The organism is Moraxella cuniculi (genome assembly GCF_900637105.1).
GTDB classification, from domain to species: domain Bacteria; phylum Pseudomonadota; class Gammaproteobacteria; order Pseudomonadales; family Moraxellaceae; genus Moraxella; species Moraxella cuniculi.
On sequence record NZ_LR134343.1, the window covers coordinates 168,177 to 186,108 of the forward strand.

Here is a 17,932-nt window from a genome sequence, read left to right on the forward strand (position 1 = left end):
AAAGAGAATCACTATGACCAATCAAGCTCCACTTATCGACGGCTATGAAGTCGTCATCGGTATTGAAATTCACTGCCAATTAAACACCGAAAGTAAAATTTTCTCAAACGCACCGACAGCTTTTGGTAGCGATGCCAATACCCAAGCAACCATCGTTGATTTGGGTTTTCCGGGTGCATTGCCTGTGCTAAACGAAGGCGTGATTGAGCGAGCCTTAAAATTTGGCTTGGGTGTTAATGCCGAGCTTGGACTTTATAACACCTTTGATCGCAAGAACTATTTTTATCCTGATTTGCCAAAAGGCTACCAAACCACACAGATGGCAAATCCAATCGTTGGTAAAGGATATATTGACATTCTTGTTAATGCTGGTGAAAAAAACGAATACAGCAAACGCATCGGCATCACCCGTGCCCACCTAGAAGAAGATGCAGGCAAATCAGTGCATGACGCTGTGCCACAGATGACAGGGGTGGATCTGAACCGTGCTGGCACACCATTGATTGAAATCGTCTCCGAGCCTGATATGCGTTCGGTTGCTGAAGCGGTCGCCTATGTCAAAACCATTCACGAATTGGTAACTTGGCTTGGTATCAGTGATGCCATCATGGCAGAGGGCTCATTCCGTGCCGATATCAATGTCTCGGTGCATAAGCCAAACACGCCATTTGGCACACGCTGTGAACTAAAAAATCTCAACTCATTCCGCTTTATTGAGCGTGCAATCAAGGCAGAAATCGAACGCCAAATTGACATCATCGAAGATGGCGGTAAGGTTGAACAAGCCACACGCCTGTATGACCCTGAGCGTGATGAAACTCGTGCCATGCGAACCAAAGAAGAAGCGAACGATTACCGCTATTTCCCCTGCCCTGACTTGCTGCCTGTTATCATCAGCGATGAAACTTTGGCAAAAATCAAAGCCGAAATGCCAGAGCTGCCTAGTGTACGCAAAGAGCGTTTTGTCAATGAGTTTGGTCTGACCAGTTATGATGCCGCCGTGCTAAATGGCAGCCGTGCATTGTCGGATTATTTTGAAAAACTGGTGGCCATTGTTGGCAAAACGCATGCCAAAATCTGTGCCAACTGGGTGATGGGTGAGCTGCTTGGTTCATTAAACAAAAACGAGCTAAGCATTGACAAATCACCCATCAACGCCGAACGCCTTGCAGGGCTAATCGCACGCATTTTGGACAATACCATCAGCGGTAAAATTGCCAAAGAAGTGTTTGGCTACCTATGGGAATCTGACAAAACCGCCGATGAAATCATCAACGAAAAAGGGCTAAAACAAGAAACCGACACAGGTGCCATCGAAGCAATCATCAAACAGGTGCTTGCCGATAACGAAAAAATGGTCGAAGAGTACAAGTCTGGCAAAGAAAAAGCCTTTAACGGCTTGGTCGGTCAAGTCATGAAAGCCAGTCGTGGCAAGGCAAATCCTGCCCAAGTCAATGAACTGCTAAAACAGCTGATTGGTTGATGATGACAAACAAGCCCTGAATGAAAATTTGGGGCTTGTTGCTAAATATCAGAATAATAAATGCACAAAACCAAACCGTTTATTTTTAAATTCATTTGGTTGATTTTCATCAATGTATTGATTATCATTCAAAATAGCTTTGCTTGTTAAATCATAAAATCCCCATGTGCCTTTTATGATTTTAGCAAATTCAACAAACTGCTATTTTTGGGTAAATTTACCATCTCCAACAAATCCACCCAAAAATCAGCCCATTTGTTATGACAAATACATTGCCTGACCAATCACGCTAATCTATCAATGGATTAAACCCATACACCCACAGCTGCAACAAATTTTCTACAAAACACTTGTAAAATCCCAAAAATCCGCTACAATATAAGCCTATCGGAATGTAGCGCAGCTTGGTAGCGCACTTGCATGGGGTGCAAGGGGTCGTAGGTTCAAATCCTATCATTCCGACCAGTTCATTTAATCAAGGGTGTTGTATAAACAACGCCCTTTTTGTTGGTTTGTGCTTTATTGTGTAGTCTGCCAGCTGTGTACAAAGCCAATTAACGATACACAATCTGCCCGCCTCTACCCATCTTGGCAATGGGTTTTTTCGCCAGTCGTTCAGATTTTGTTTGATATGAGTATTTGTCAGCTTGTCAATCGTGCAGATGGCGACCGACATCGGCTGGCTATTTATTCTGCTCAAGAATATAATTAACCGCCGCATAGACCTGTGCTTCGCTGACATCGCCTGTGGCTTGTGCAGGCATTTTATTAAATCCCTGTGCCGAATGCTGCTGCAAAGTCTCTAGGCCTTTTTCTGACAGGCGTTTTTGCCAGTCGGCTTTGGCAGATAACTTGGGTGCATCAAGCAGTCCTGCATCATGACAGACTTTGCAGGTTTTGTCATACAACGCTCGCCCCTCTTCCAGCGATGCCGCCACTACCGCTGCTTTTGGCTCTGACGGCTCGGGTGCCTGCACCGCTTCTTGTTGTGTATCTTTATCGGTGGCTTCCTGCTGTGCCGACTGTGTATCGCTACTTTGTTCATTGTTGTTTTGTTCGCCAGCCGCCTCGCGGCTTACAGGCTGGCTGCTTTGATTGTTGCTGGCAGTTTTGGCTGGTGGCTCATCACCACAAGCAACAACCATCATTGGTAGACATAATAACAAAACCCATCGCATGATTGACATTGCATTTCTCCAAAATCGTGTGGCGACAGCTACACGCTCCATGATTGGCTAATTTTCACCCACTTAATCTGACATTCCAAGTGGCTATATGGTTATTGTAGCACACTGTATGTCAAAGTACAGTATTTTATTCATTTTAAATGAATGTTTTATAACTTGGCAATAAATAGGAGTTTACCTCCACCAATCTTATGAATATGGCACAAATTACCACATCAGCAGCCCGATGGTCTTGGTAGCATGATTATTTTGCTCAAATTACAAAAAACCAATAAAAAAGCCATGATTATGAAGTAAAATATGAACATCTTAATAACCATATCGGTTATTGCAATTTATCTTATCATTGAATTTAGGAGTTATTATGAAAGCCATCGCATTTGCCATTGTTGCCGCTGTTGCTCTAACTGGCTGTAACGCCATGACCGCTACCGCTGACAAAATCATGGACAAAAAAAGCAATTTTTCATTGGTTGAAAGCACCAGCTATCCTATCGGCGAAGGCCCAAACTACAACGCCGACACCAAACGCGAGGCTGCATTGGTTGATATGAAAGCCACCCAAGCTGTCAATGGTCAGTACCCAACTGCCGCCAGCACCGCCCCTGTACTTGATGAACAAACTCAGCAAGTTATCCAAAAATACACAAATGGCAACTGATTATTAATGTTTACCAGCAGGCAATTTTGCCTGCTTTTTATTGAGCAAATCTCTGATTATGCACATTTAACCGCCCTTGATGGGTTTGGCATCATGCCCTTTTGCTGTTAAAGACAGCGGCTCTTTTTCTCCGTAAGCCGCCCTACCCAGTCCCAAATAAAGCTTATAACAATCGATGAATTTATAATGCCAGCTTCGCTTACTGTGATTGGCAGTGCCTATTGAATGCCAAACCGCCAAAAAAATCCCCTACCGATGGCAGAGGATTTTCAAATTAGTATTTGCGAGTATGACGCACTTGCTCACGATATACTTTTTTCTTGTAGCGTTTTACAGCGGCGGCTTTTTTGCGTTTACGCTCTTGGGTTGGCTTTTCAAAAAATTCTTTTTTGCGAACATCAGCCAATACGCCTGCTTTTTCGCACGCACGCTTAAAACGGCGGATTGCGATATCAACTGGTTCGTTTTCTTTAACCTTAACTAAAGGCATAGGAGACTCCATAATAAGACAGGTTGCATCGATCTGACTGTATTATCTCTTATAAGCTCTGCTGTCTTGGGGCAGGCATCAGCTCAGATCGGAAATACGCCAATGGCAAGCCATCAGCAACGAATTCCAAACGGAAAAATAAAGCCAAATTATATATCAAAAATCCAAAAAAAACAAGACCTGATACGCAATCAGGCCTTGTTTTTTGGCAATGGGATTATTTGCCTTCATTGAAGTTCTGATAATCCTTGCCTTGCTGAATCTCTTGCAGACCTTCGGCGGTGCGTGCATACACCTGAACCAAAACCTCCACACGGCGGTTCGGTTGTAGACACTTGATTTGTGTATCGCGAGGTGCGTTAATATCACAAACCACATCTGGCAGAGGTTGCAATTCGCCTGCACCAGCAGCGGTGATGGTTGCGGCATTAATACCCTTACTTACCAAGTAACCACGCACCGTTTGGGCACGGCGTTCTGACAATAGCTGGTTGTACTCTTCGGTGCCATAACGGTCAGTATGACCAACCAACTGGATACGGCTATCGCCACGATTTTGCCATTCGAGCAATTTCACCGCCAATTCATCAAGTTTGGCACGCCCTGCTGGCAACATATCTTCTAGCTTGTATTTGTCAAACTTGAACAAAGCGTCAGCCTCTAGCGTGATGCGTTCATTAACCAGCATAACAGGGGCTGGGGCTGGAGCTGGTGGCTGATTAATAATGACTGTGCTGCCTGCTTGTGGTGGACGGGCATATTCTGCACAATCAGCTGGCAACCAATAAAACTCTTGGCCACGGAATTTTTCGTCAAAAATAACCTTATATTGGCATACTTTGACGCTGTCATCTGCTTGGTAGAACTTTAGGATATAGTCCCATTCACGAGCACGATTTGACTCGTTAAAATGTGGGCGACCAATCAGCTGGTACAGCTCATCTTTGGCAACACCTGGACGAATTTTTGATAAATTTTCACGATTTGGGAATTGACCATCTTTTTGCCATGCTTTGTTTAGCTCTGGAAAATAAATGTCCTCAGCGGCAATCGTACCTTGATTTGAGATATTTTGGCTGACTTGCTTGGTTCCCATACAACCTGTGATGGCAAGCACTGACAGTGCCAAAACACCCATGCTAAATTTTTTCATAATATTTACCTATTGGTTTATGCCAAGTTTGGCAATAATTTCATCAATAATTTGGGAAATTCCGCACCCTTTGGCACGGAATTTCGTTTTGGACATTGGCTTAGAAGTGGAAGCCTGCACCAACTGCACCACCAGCATTGCCTTGTGTATCGGCAGAGCCTTGTACTTTCAGTACCCAGCGACCGTTATCAGACAGTTTCGAGAAACCGACTGCAACTGCACCTTGACCGTTGTAGCTGGCGATACCACCTGTCAGCATTGACTTGCCCGGTAGGTATGCTTGTGGCAGAGCTGCCATCGCCATCGCTGACGACACACCTGCGTTAGCATCATTTGCCACATCGCCGATGCGGTTGTTGATGGCTTGAGCAGCACCTTGCAACTGGCTCATATTCACCGCATCAGTTGCATTCACACCTGAAGCAACATTGGTGATACGAGTCGGCGTCTGGACTGTGCCAACGCTTAGCTCAGTAGTGCCATCTTGGGCAACACTGCTTGTTAATGCCACTTGGTTTGCACCAGTACCGACATTAACTGTGTTTGCAGTTACGCTATCAACCTTCACATCTTTGTTCAACTGAACAGTCAGCTTGTTTGAACCATCAGCAACCACATTGATGTTACCCGCAGCCGATTCAAAGGTCTTAGCCGCTTCTTTATCTACGCCTTCACCTTCGATGGTAACTAGGCTGTTTAGCTTATGACGGTTTAGGGTGTCAGAGTTGTTGCCTGTGAAGATTAAGCCATCGTTTAGGTTGGCTACTTCTTGAGTAACTGTCTTCGTTGGGTCTTGTGGATCTTTGGTCTCATAGACTAGGCGGGTTGTACCGTCTTTGCCTGGTAGACCATTTGCACCATTGGTACCATCAACACCTTGAGCACCGTCAGCACCTTTTAGGGTTAGACCGTTTTCACCGTCTTTACCGTTTAGACCGATAGAGCCGTCTTTGCCGTTGATAACAACTGCAGAACCGTCTTTACCATTAACACCGATGGTGCCGTCTTTACCGTCTTTGCCTGGCTCGCCTTTTTCACCAACTTGGATGTTGTCGGCAGTTAGCTCATCTTTGGTTGCAAAGGTAATCTTACCGTTAGCTTCTTGAGTAACAGTTAGGTTCTTACCTGCAATCATTTCAACGGTATCACCTGGGTTAATGACTTCGTCATCGCCAGATACTTTGGTACCACCATTGACTGATGATTTTAAGGTAAAGCCAGAGTTGTTGATGGCATTTACCACATCGCCAGCGGTGGCTAGGTTGTCCGCACCGTTAGTTTTGGCTTTGTTGCCTTCGGTGCTAATAGGTGCAGTCACCGCTGCAATGTTGCCGTTGCCATCAACTTTCACGGTTGTGCCATCAGTTTTGGCAGCAACAGTGTAAGTGGTTGAGCCATCTTTGTTAGTTTCTGGGGTAACAGTAACACCTTTATCACCTTCAACTTTGGTGGTTGCAGCAGCTTGAGCAGCTTTTAGCTGTGATACATTAACCGCATCGTTGTCTGCTTCACCAGCTTTTAGGTTGGTGATTTTCACAGGTTCGCCAGTTGGGCTACCAACTTTGATATTACCATTGCCATCGTTGCTGATGGTTGGGTTGTTGGTTGCGTCTTTTGGACCAAAGCTTACTGTATCAAAGTTCACATCGCGTTTGGTTTCAACCTTATAAGTGGTTGAGCCATCAGCGTTGTTGGTTGGAGTAACAGTAATGTTATCACCTTCAACAACTTTGGTGGTTGCAGCAGCGGCAGCTTGTTTTAGCTGATCTTCGGTGGCTGCTTGACCTGTGGTGATATTGGCAGGATCCCACGAAGTGTTGGTTAAACCGCCCACCGTGCCTTTGTTGCCATCGATGGTAACAGGGTTATTACCGCCAACTTTTAGGCTGTTGCCATCTAGCTTGGTATCGCCGATGGTTAGTGAGCCTTCTTTGGTCAAATCAACATCTTTGTTTAGACCGTAAGTGATGTTTGCACCATCACGGCTAACATTGAGGTTGTCTACCGCTTTAAAGGTTACGGTGTCGCTTGGGTTGATGAGCTCAGTACCTGCTGTGCCGTCAGCTGCTAGTTTCCAACCAGAGTTGTTGATCGCTTTTGCTACATCACCAGCCGTTACTAGGCTAGATGGTGTGGTTGCTGTTGAGCTACCATCAGTATTTGTGGTGATATCGCTGGTAACCGCTGCAATGTTGCCCTTGTCATCAACTTTCACGGTTGTGCCATCAGTTTTGGCAGCAACAGTGTAAGTGGTTGAGCCATCTTTGTTAGTTTCTGGGGTAACGGTAACACCTTTATCACCTTCAACTTTGGTGGTTGCAGCAGCTTGAGCGGCTTTTAGCTGTGATACATTGACTGCATCGTTGTCTGCTTCACCAGCTTTTAGGTTGGTGATTTTCACAGGTTCGCCAGTGTTGATGTCGCCCAGCTTGAAGTTACCTTGGTTGTCGTGTGTGATGGCAGGACCACCGTTAATCACGATACCATCTGGGGTCATCGCTGTGTTGCCAGTAGAGATACCGTTAGTATTTACAACTGTATCACCGATAGTCAATGAACCAGTATCAGTTAGGTTGATATCTTTGGTCAATTGAACTTTCAACTTGCCATTGTCGTAATTTACGCCAATATTGTTGTCAGTTAGGCTGGCTTTGTCAGCACCACCGATAATGTCAAGTTGTTCGTTCAGTTTTTTCTTGATTACTTGACCGTCATCGCCAACGAAGTTCAAGCCATCGTTCAAAGTAGCAACTTCTTCTTTTTCACCATTTGGTTTTTCGTAAACGATACGAGTTTGACCGTCTTCACCATCTTGACCGTCTTTACCGTCAAGGGCTGGGCTGGCTTTTTCAACAGTCAATGAAACTTGACCGTCTTTGCCATCTTTGCCATCAACGCCGTTAAATACGATTGCATCTGGTGTTAGGGTCAGACCATCTTTGCCGTCTTTGCCTTTGACACCGATTTGACCGTCTTTGCCATCTTTACCGCCAACGCTGATTTGGTCGCTTAGACCGAAACGGATTTCGTTGTCAGCAACGGTGGTAACAATGTTCTTGTCTGGGTCAGTGAATTTCACTGTTTGACCAAGATTAACATTGTCTGTAGTCGCATTGTTGTCCAGTGCAGAATTATCCGCAGTGATGTTAAAGCCTTTTTCGGTTAGGTCTTTGTTTAGGTTATCAGAAGCTGATTTCAGATCACCTACATTCACCACATTGTTAAGCACATCACCTGTTGCTTTGGCAAGTTCAACTTTATCACCTGTTACTGGGTCTTTTAGACCACTGTCCACATTTTGAATTTGGATAGGTGATACCGTGTCGCCATCCACAGAGCCAACTTTTAAGTTGTTGCCATTGCTAACCAGCATCGGACCGTTGTTGATGATCAAACCGTCTTTGGTTAGAGCGGTATCGCCAATTCTCAATGAACCATCTTTGGTTAGGTCAATGTCTTTGTTTAGCTTCACGGTCAGTTTATCTGTACCGTTTGCTTCAACATTGATATTACCCGCAGCTGACTTAAAGGTCTTAGCCGCTTCTTTATCTACGCCTTCACCTTCGATGGTAACTAGGCTGTTTAGCTTATGACGGTTTAGGGTGTCAGAGTTGTTGCCTGTGAAGATTAGACCATCGTTCAAAGTAGCAACTTCTTCTTTTTCACCATTTGGTTTTTCGTAAACGATACGAGTTTGACCGTCTTCACCATCTTGACCGTCTTTACCGTCAAGGGCTGGGCTGGCTTTTTCAACAGTCAATGAAACTTGACCGTCTTTGCCATCTTTGCCATCAACGCCGTTAAATACGATTGCATCTGGTGTTAGGGTCAGACCATCTTTGCCGTCTTTGCCTTTGACACCGATTTGACCGTCTTTGCCATCTTTACCGCCAACGCTGATTTGGTCGCTTAGACCGAAACGGATTTCGTTGTCAGCAACGGTGGTAACAATGTTCTTGTCTGGGTCAGTGAATTTCACTGTTTGACCAAGATTAACATTGTCTGTAGTCGCATTGTTGTCCAGTGCAGAATTATCCGCAGTGATGTTAAAGCCTTTTTCGGTTAGGTCTTTGTTTAGGTTATCAGAAGCTGATTTCAGATCACCTACATTCACCACATTGTTAAGCACATCACCTGTTGCTTTGGCAAGTTCAACTTTATCACCTGTTACTGGGTCTTTTAGACCACTGTCCACATTTTGAATTTGGATAGGTGATACCGTGTCGCCATCCACAGAGCCAACTTTTAAGTTGTTGCCATTGCTAACCAGCATCGGACCGTTGTTGATGATCAAACCGTCTTTGGTTAGAGCGGTATCGCCAATTCTCAATGAACCATCTTTGGTTAGGTCAACATCTTTGTTTAGACCGTAAGTGATGTTTGCACCATCACGGCTAACATTTAGGTTGTCTTTAGCTTTAAAGGTAACAGTGTCGGCAGGGTTGATAAGCTCTTTGCCGTCAGTACCTTCAGCTGCCAAGTTCCAACCAGAGTTGTTGATCGCTTTTGCTACATCACCAGCCGTTACTAGGCTAGATGGTGTGGTTGCTGTTGAGCTACCATCAGTATTTGTGGTGATATCGCTGGTAACCGCTGCAATGTTGCCCTTGTCATCAACTTTCACGGTTGTGCCATCAGTTTTGGCAGCAACAGTGTAAGTGGTTGAGCCATCTTTGTTAGTTTCTGGGGTAACGGTAACACCTTTATCACCTTCAACTTTGGTGGTTGCAGCAGCTTGAGCGGCTTTTAGCTGTGATACATTGACTGCATCGTTGTCTGCTTCACCAGCTTTTAGGTTGGTGATTTTCACAGGTTCGCCAGTGTTGATGTCGCCCAGCTTGAAGTTACCTTGGTTGTCGTGTGTGATGGCAGGACCACCGTTAATCACGATACCATCTGGGGTCATTGCTGTGTTACCAGTAGAGATACCGTTGGTATTTACAACTGTATCGCCAATGGTTAATGAACCAGTATCAGTTAGGTTGATATCTTTGGTCAATTGAACTTTCAACTTGCCATTGTCGTAATTTACGCCAATGTTGTTGTCAGTTAGGCTGGCTTTGTCAGCACCACCGATGATGTCAAGCTGTTCGTTCAGTTTTTTCTTGATTACTTGACCGTCATCGCCAACGAAGTTCAAGCCATCGTTCAAAGTAGCAACTTCTTCTTTTTCACCGTTTGGTTTTTCGTAGACGATACGAGTTTGACCGTCTTCACCATCTTGACCGTCTTTACCGTCAAGGGCTGGGCTGGCTTTTTCAACAGTCAATGAAACTTGACCGTCTTTGCCGTCTTTGCCATCTTTACCGCCAACGCTGATTTGGTCGCTTAGACCGAAACGGATTTCGTTGTCAGCAACGGTGGTAACAATGTTCTTGTCTGGGTCAGTGAATTTCACTGTTTGACCAAGATTAACATTGTCTGTAGTCGCATTGTTGTCCAGTGCAGAATTATCCGCAGTGATGTTAAAGCCTTTTTCGGTTAGGTCTTTGTTTAGGTTATCAGAAGCTGATTTCAGATCACCTACATTCACTACATTGTTAAGCACATCACCTGTAGCATCCGCCAATGTAACAACATTGCCCTTGTCGTCTTTTAGACCACTATCCACATTTTGGATTTGGATAGGTGCAGCGGTGTTGCCATCCACAGAGCCAACTTTTAAGTTGTTGCCATTGCTAACCAGCATTGGACCGTTGTTGATGATCAGACCGTCTTTGGTTAGAGCGGTTTCACCAATGGTTAGTGAGCCGTCTTTAGTCAAATCAACATCTTTGTTTAGACCGTAAGTGATGTTTGCACCATCACGGCTAACATTTAGGTTGTCTTTAGCTTTAAAGGTAACAGTGTCGGCAGGGTTGATTAGCTCAGTGCCTGCTGTGCCGTCAGCTGCTAGTTTCCAACCAGAGTTGTTGATCGCTTTTGCTACATCACCAGCCGTTACTAGGCTAGATGGTGTGGTTGCGGTTGAGCTACCCTCTTCACTTGTCGTGATATCGCTGGTAACCGCTGCAATGTTGCCCTTGTCATCAACTTTCACGGTTGTGCCATCAGTTTTGGCAGCAACAGTGTAAGTGGTTGAACCATCTTTGTTAGTTTCTGGGGTAACAGTAACACCTTTATCACCCACAACTTTGGTGGTTGCAGCAGCTTGAGCAGCTTTTAGCTGTGATACATTGACTGCATCGTTGTCTGCTTCACCCGCTTTTAGGTTGGTGATTTTCACAGGTTCGCCACTGTTGATGTCGCCTAGCTTGAAGTTACCTTGGTTGTCGTGTGTGATGGCAGGACCACCGTTAATCACGATACCATCTGGGGTCATCGCTGTGTTGCCAGTAGAGATACCGTTAGTATTTACAACTGTATCACCGATAGTCAATGAACCAGTATCAGTTAGGTTGATATCTTTATTCAAGCTAACATTAAAGTTTTTACCCTTAGTGCTATTTAGCTTGTCTTGGGTAACTGTAATGTTGCTATCGCCATCAACGCTTTCTTCTTTGGCAAGTTGTGCTTTGGTTTCGTCAGACAAATCAATGGTGTATTCACGAGTTTTGGCATCTTCGTTGTCGTTTGGTGTAACGCTCAAGGCAGAGCCAGCCGCCACTTTGGTATCCCACGCATCTACTTGATAGATGGTTTGATCTTTATCACCTGTCGTGCTACGAACGGTAGTATTTTTACCGTCTTTCACTTCGGTCTTGGCAGCAGCAGCGGCTTTGTTTAGCTGTGATACATTGACTGCATCGGTGTCTGCTGTACCTGCTTTTAGGTTGGTGATTTTTACAGGGCTACCATCTGGTTTACCTACTACCAAATCGCCAGCGTCATTACTGCTAATTGATGGAGCATTCTTATCACCAACTGGACCAAAGTTTACTTTAGGCGTAGTCAGACCATCAGTGGTTAGCTCGCTGTTGCCGATAGACAATGAACCATCATCACCCAAATCAACATCTTTGGCTAAACTATAAGTAATCTTACCGCTTGCAGCTTGCTCAACGGTCAAGTTCTTACCTGCTGCCATATCAACAACATCGCCTGGGTTGATGACTTCGTCATCGCCAGATACTTTCTCACCACCATTGGCTGATGATTTCAAGGTAAAGCCAGAGTTGTTGATGGCTTTTGCTACATCACCAGCGGTTACAAGAGCATTGGTATTAGCAGGCGTAGTTACCTTACCATCTGTGCCGACAGTTACAGGCGTGGTGTTAGCCGCAATCTTATTGCCATCCACCTTGATGGTTGTGCCATCGGTGTTGATATCAAAGGTGATATCGCTACCACTTGCACGAGCACTGGTCGCATTGCCATTGACAAAGTTCACATCGTTGTTGGTTTGGTTGATGGTTTCAACTTGCGAACCATTTACCGAGGTGGTGAATGATTGCAACGCTGTGTCTGCTTTGGCTAGGCTGTCTTTGGCACCTTGAGACAAATCAACTTGATAATCAGTAACCTCTACTGTGCCTTCTTTGGCAGTGGCACCTTTGGTTACAACGACTTTATCCGAGCCTGTTACTTTGGCTGAAGTGTCTTTGGCATTGACGGTGTAAATGGTTTGCTTGTCATCACCTTCTACCGAAGTAACGGTTACATTTTCACCTGCTTTCACTTCAGTCTTCGCCGCAGCTGCAGCGGTTTTTAGCTGATCTTCGGTGGCTGCTTGACCTGTGGTGATATTGGCAGGATCCCACGAAGTGTTGGTTAAACCGCCCACCGTGCCTTTGTTGCCATCGATGGTAACAGGGTTATTACCGCCAACTGTTAGGTTATTGCCATCTAGCTTGGTATCGCCAATGGTTAGTGAACCATCATTACCCAAGTTTACATCTTTGTTTAGGGTAACTTTGTACTCTTTACCGCCTGTTGAGTTGGTGCCGTTTTCGGCAACGGTGATATTGCCTTCACCAATTACGCTTTCTTCTTTGGCAAGCTGATCTTTGGTTGCTTGAGAAAGATCGATCACATAATCACGCGTTTTGTTAGTGTCATTGCTTGCATCAGCGGTTGAGGTAACCGTAAGAGCAGTTGAACCAGCGGTTGCTTTGGTATCCCACGCATTCACGGTGTAGACATCTTCTTGGTTTGCACCTGTGGTTTTGTCTACCGTGGTGTTTTTACCTGCTTCAACCTTAGTGCGAGCAGCAGCAGCGGCTTTGTTTAGCTGTGATACATTCACTGCGTCTTTGTCATCAGTACCTTCAGCAAGGTTGGTGATTTTGACAGGGCTACCATCTGGGCTGCCGACTTTGATATTATCGCCATCATTGCTAAGCACTGGACCAGTTTTAGCATCGCCCAACTGCACAGAATTAACATTAATATCATCAGAGAGCTTGTAAAGGATCGTTGAACCACTACGCTCAACTTCTAAGTTGTTACCAGCTGAGAAAGTAACAGTATCGCTTGGGTTGATTAGCTCTGTACCTTGTGTGCCAGTTGCTGCCAAGTTCCAACCAGAGTTGTTGATGGCATTTGCCACATCACCAGCGGTTACAAGAGCATTAGTATTAGCAGGGGTATTTACCTTGCCGTCTGCACGAACAGTTACAGGCGTGGTGTTAGCCACAATCTTATTGCCTTCAACTTTGATGGTTGTGCCATCGGTCTTAACATCAAAAGTGATATTTTGACCGTCTGCACGAGCGGTGGTCGCATTGCCATTGACAAAGTTCACATCGTTGTTGGCTTGGTCGATGGTTTCAACTTGCGTGCCATTTACCGAAGTGGTGAATGATTGCAACGCCGTGTCTGCTTTGGCTAGGCTTTCTTTGCTGCCTTGAGACAAATCAACTTTATAATCAGTAACTTCAACACCGTTCACGGTGCTGGCTGTGCCTTTTTCTACCGTTACCGCTGTAGAACCAGCCGTTACAGATGCAGAAGTGTCTTTGCTGGTGGCGGTTAATTTACCGTCTTTGATTTGTACGGTGGTGCCGTCCACTGCCACATCAAATTTCACCTTTGAAGTGGTGCCGTCAGTGGTGATTTCTACGGTGGTGCCGTTGCCTTTGGTGAAGTTTACAATATCTGCTGGGACAACTTGGTCTTTGTGTTCACCATCTTGTTGCAATCCCCAACCTGCACTGACTTTTTCTGCCACGGCAAATAGCTGTGAGCCGTTGATGGCATCGGTCGAGGTTCTAGAGATTTCACCTGCCGCGACATTTTGCAGACGGCGTTCGTAGCCAGAGGCACCGATGGTAACGATACCCACAGGGGCAGAACCTGCAAAGCCTTCACCGCCATAGGTCAGTGTACCGACTTTATTACCTGCCGCATTGTAGTAATCAACGGTGGCGTTTTTATAGTCATAACTGCCTGCGGTGGTGGTCTCACCTGTATCAAATGAGTTTGGCACAATTTGGAATTCGGTACCACTGCCATCAGCGTTTAGGAGTGGGGCTGCTTGACCCTTACCCTCTTTACTAAACACACCATAAGACTCCGCTCCCAGATAGACAGAGTTGGCAATGGTGCCATTTTGATAGCTAGTCGGTCTGCCATTAATATCACCCATCGTGTTGATACCGCTACCTAGGATAAAGGTATTTTCGCTGGTAACACGGTTATTATTACCAATCACAAAACTGCCCACAGTAGAGTCATCTGGTTGCGAGGTCGCTGATGATAGCCTCATATCATTCGTGCTTGCGTTATAGCTTTTTTGACCGCCAAGCTGGTTATGGTTACCGATGATGGCTGAACTGGCTGAAGTGCTGTTGATAAAGTTGTTATTACCATAGGCAGAGGCATTGGCACCTGCGACAAGGTTGTTTGCACCAACCGTGTTTGCTCTCTTGGCAGTGGATTGGTTGGCTGAACCAATCGCAACCGCTTCTGTTTCGCTTGCAGTCGCTCCTGAACCGATGGCGATGGTGTTGTTGGCACTTACGGCAGCGGCTTGACCGATAGCAATGGCTTGTTCTACGGCTTTTTCACCATTAAAGGTTGGGGTGTATTTGTCGTATTGAACAACGGTGCCGTTTGGTGCGGTAACATTTTCTTGTTCAACTTTTACGGTGGCAGAAGTTGCACCGACTTTGATATTGTTACCAAAGACGAAGTTATTTTTTGAGCTAGAGCCGACCAAGTTGGCATTACCAATGGCGGTGTTGTTGGTACCACCGATAATGCTAAAGGTGGTATCGGTCATCTTGCCATCTTTTAGGGCGTCTTCCATACGGTTTTCGCTACCACCCCCTGTGGCACCGATGGCGGTAGAGTTTTTACCAAAGCTCATTACGCCCGAGCCGACGGCAGTGGCAGATTTTGCCCCTGTAATCGCTCCTGAACCAACCGCTACTTGGTTACTGTAGTTCGTGCCATCGCCATTGGTGGCACTGCGAGAACCAAACGCCATCGCATCATAACCACCACGCACTTGGGTCGCCGAACCATAGGCAGAAGTGGTATCGCCGTGCGTCTTCGCACCACCACCCACTGCCGAGTTGCGGTTACCGCCTGTAACGACCGCTTGTGAGCCGACAGCCATCGAACGGCTACCACCACCAAGCACTTTGGCTTGCTCACCGATTGCCATGTTGTTTTCACGGGCAGTGTTGGCGATTAAGGCATTAGTACCCATCGCAATGTTACCGCCTAAGCCGTTTGCCTGATCTGCAACACTGCTTGCCTCAACTTTGGCACCTTTACCGATGGCGACAGATTGTAAACGGCTAGCAGTCGCCTCATTACCCACGGCGATTGCTTCTTGGCCTTGAGCTTTTGCAGCTGCACCCACTGCCATTGCACGGTCGGCATTGGTGTATTGCGAGCCAACTTTAAGACTGCTTACCGTCGCTCCATCACCGATGGCAATCGAATGATCCGCCCACGTTCTAGCATCACGACCCACCGCCACCGCATAGCGACCACGCACCAATTTATCCGTGCCAATCACCGTGCCGTCTGCTGCGGTTTGGTTTGAATAGTTGTTGGCGTTGGTACCGATAGAGACAGAATCATCACCAAAATATTGATCGCCTGCATTATTACCGATGATGACTTGGTTTCTGCCTGTGGCGTTGGTACCAGCGTTATCACCGATAACCACATTGGTGTTGGTGGCGATGGTGCTTGAAGCGGCTTGAATTTGACCATTAACAATATGCTGACGAGTGCCTTGCGGATCGACAAAGCCCACCCCTGCATCTTTACCGATGGCGATGGTGTTGTTTGATAGGGCTTGTGCATTTACCCCAGCCGCCAAGCTATATGCCGCCTTGGCACCACCGATACCGTCCACCGCAGCTAGGTTGGTGGCGTTAGCGGTTGGGTCAGATGATTTGTCTTGATTAGTGGCATTTACATGGAAGTAGTTTTGTTTTGCTGCTCCGCCTGCATTATTCGCCACATCTTCGATGGCTTTAAATGCTTGATAAAGCTGTGAGCCGTTCACGCCGTCCGTAGAATCCTCCGCCACACGACCTGCTGCGACATATTGGATTTGACGGTATTTAAATTCGTCCGTGCTGGCGGTTTTGTCGTTAAACATACCATTGTTAGTCGCCACTCTGATGCCATCTGTACCATCTGGCACGGCTTGTACTTCCTTGCCTGAACCGATGGCAAGCACGCTGGTTTTGTCTGTTGGCTGACCTGCGTAATTATAAGTTTTGTCACCAATCTTGATAGATTTGGTTTCTGCACCTGTGTTGGTATCACCTGCCGCCGAGAATGCACCCAATGCGACATTACCTCTGTTTGAGCCACTTGAATTTGCTACTGTATAAGATGGTGGATTTGTTACAGTACCCCAAGTTTGGGTGATTGTGGTTTGGGTGGATTTTGAGCTGGCAACCGTTGCACCATAACCCAAAGCCGAACCATACCAAGTATTGCTGGCGTCACTATTACCACCGATTGCAAGCGAGTTGTGCGAGCTGGTCGTAAACTGCTTATTGCCTTCCGAAACGGTGTCGTCATAAGCATATGCAGGAGCGTTTGCATCCGCCTGACCGCCAATCACGACAGTAGAATAACTGCCTTTGTCATACTGACTACCGACAAGTCCAGCCGCGTGAGCATTAGACGCAAAACCAAAACCCAACGCCGCCAACACAGCCGCTGCAAGCGGTGTGATTTTGCCAAATTTCACCACACCTGCCGACACGCTGGTATCCGCAGATGAATTATTCACAGTGCTGTTCTTGCCCTGCGATCTTGCAAACTCCGCAACCGCCGTAAAAGCACCCGTTGCTTTGTTAAAAACCACTTTATAAATGTGATTCATAGGATCTCCGATTTAGTTATAGACGACCATCAGCAATCTATACAATGTGGACTGTGGCGGTGATTGCCATACAACCAACAACTCACCAACAACAATACCCCCAATCTCACCCCCCCCCGCAAATCTGGGTGGTAGGTTGTTTGTAAGACTGTCCGATAGCGGTATTTGGACACAAAAATACACTGTGTATTATAATAAAAAACATATGCCCAAAACCAGTTTATCCGCCCAAAAAATTGTATTTTTTGTGTAAATCGTGATAACAAAAAACCGCCGTCATCATCGGTGAGAGCTAACTTGTGGCGTGGTGCTTATGGCGTGGTGATGGGCTTGATTGTTGGCGTGAGAGCTTGGCTTGGGTGGGTGGATTATTAATAATAATTATTAATAACAGATAAAATGATTCATGTATAATGGCACACCAAAATTGGGGGATTTTTGGCAAGCAAAAACTTGCCAAGCGGTGGCATTGTTTGACACCTACAAAAAGATTTTTTATTATAAATAAATCAAGGCAAGTGGGGGAACACTTGCCTTGTAGGTTACCGCCACCGACCTGTGTGAGTGGTGGCAACTGTAAGGAGAGGTACAATGAGATTACTCACACTAATCTTGTTTATCATTCTGCTGTTATTAAGCAATAACGCTTATTAATGCAGACAGCCTGAGAAGTGATGCGAACACTTCGGAGGCTTGAGTTAGGGGCTAACCCTAACC

Annotated in this window: 7 protein-coding genes and 1 tRNA gene; 3 read left to right on the plus strand and 5 right to left on the minus strand. The window is 45.9% G+C overall.

The genetic code is table 11. The annotated features are described in order from the left end of the window. Positions 1-13: 13 nt before the first annotated feature. Both gatB and EL162_RS00925 read left to right on the plus strand, forming a co-directional pair. Positions 14-1,483, plus strand: a complete 1,470-nt coding sequence (gatB, locus tag EL162_RS00920) for an Asp-tRNA(Asn)/Glu-tRNA(Gln) amidotransferase subunit GatB (protein WP_076555630.1) — start codon at positions 14-16, stop codon at positions 1,481-1,483. Positions 1,484-1,871: 388 nt separating this feature from the next. Then, a tRNA-Pro gene (locus EL162_RS00925) sits at positions 1,872-1,948 on the plus strand. Positions 1,949-2,166: 218 nt separating this feature from the next. Here EL162_RS00925 and EL162_RS00930 read toward each other — a convergent pair. Next, the gene (locus tag EL162_RS00930) at positions 2,167-2,670 is read right to left on the minus strand and encodes a c-type cytochrome (protein ID WP_076555629.1); all 504 of its coding nucleotides are present in this window, start codon (positions 2,668-2,670) and stop codon (positions 2,167-2,169) included. A gap of 364 nt (positions 2,671-3,034) precedes the next feature. Here EL162_RS00930 and EL162_RS00935 point away from each other — a divergent pair, with 364 nt between their 5' ends. Next, a complete protein-coding gene (locus EL162_RS00935) occupies positions 3,035-3,331 on the plus strand; it encodes a hypothetical protein (protein WP_076555628.1) in 297 nt (98 codons plus the stop codon). A 66-nt stretch (positions 3,332-3,397) separates the two neighbouring features. Here the strand turns inward: EL162_RS00935 and EL162_RS09900 are convergent, their stop codons facing one another. The 4 genes from EL162_RS09900 to EL162_RS00950 form a co-directional block, all read right to left on the minus strand. Beyond that, entirely contained in the window at positions 3,398-3,571 is a 174-nt protein-coding gene (locus EL162_RS09900; RefSeq protein WP_170161388.1) for a hypothetical protein, read from the minus strand. 34 nt (positions 3,572-3,605) lie between these two features. Further along, entirely contained in the window at positions 3,606-3,821 is a 216-nt protein-coding gene (gene rpsU, locus EL162_RS00940) for a 30S ribosomal protein S21 (protein ID WP_076555627.1), read from the minus strand. A 217-nt stretch (positions 3,822-4,038) separates the two neighbouring features. Then, positions 4,039-4,974, minus strand: a complete 936-nt coding sequence (locus EL162_RS00945) for an OmpA family protein (RefSeq protein ID WP_126329441.1) — start codon at positions 4,972-4,974, stop codon at positions 4,039-4,041. Positions 4,975-5,074: 100 nt separating this feature from the next. Continuing rightward, entirely contained in the window at positions 5,075-17,215 is a 12,141-nt protein-coding gene (locus EL162_RS00950) for a YadA-like family protein (RefSeq protein WP_126329442.1), read from the minus strand. Positions 17,216-17,932 lie beyond the last annotated feature (717 nt).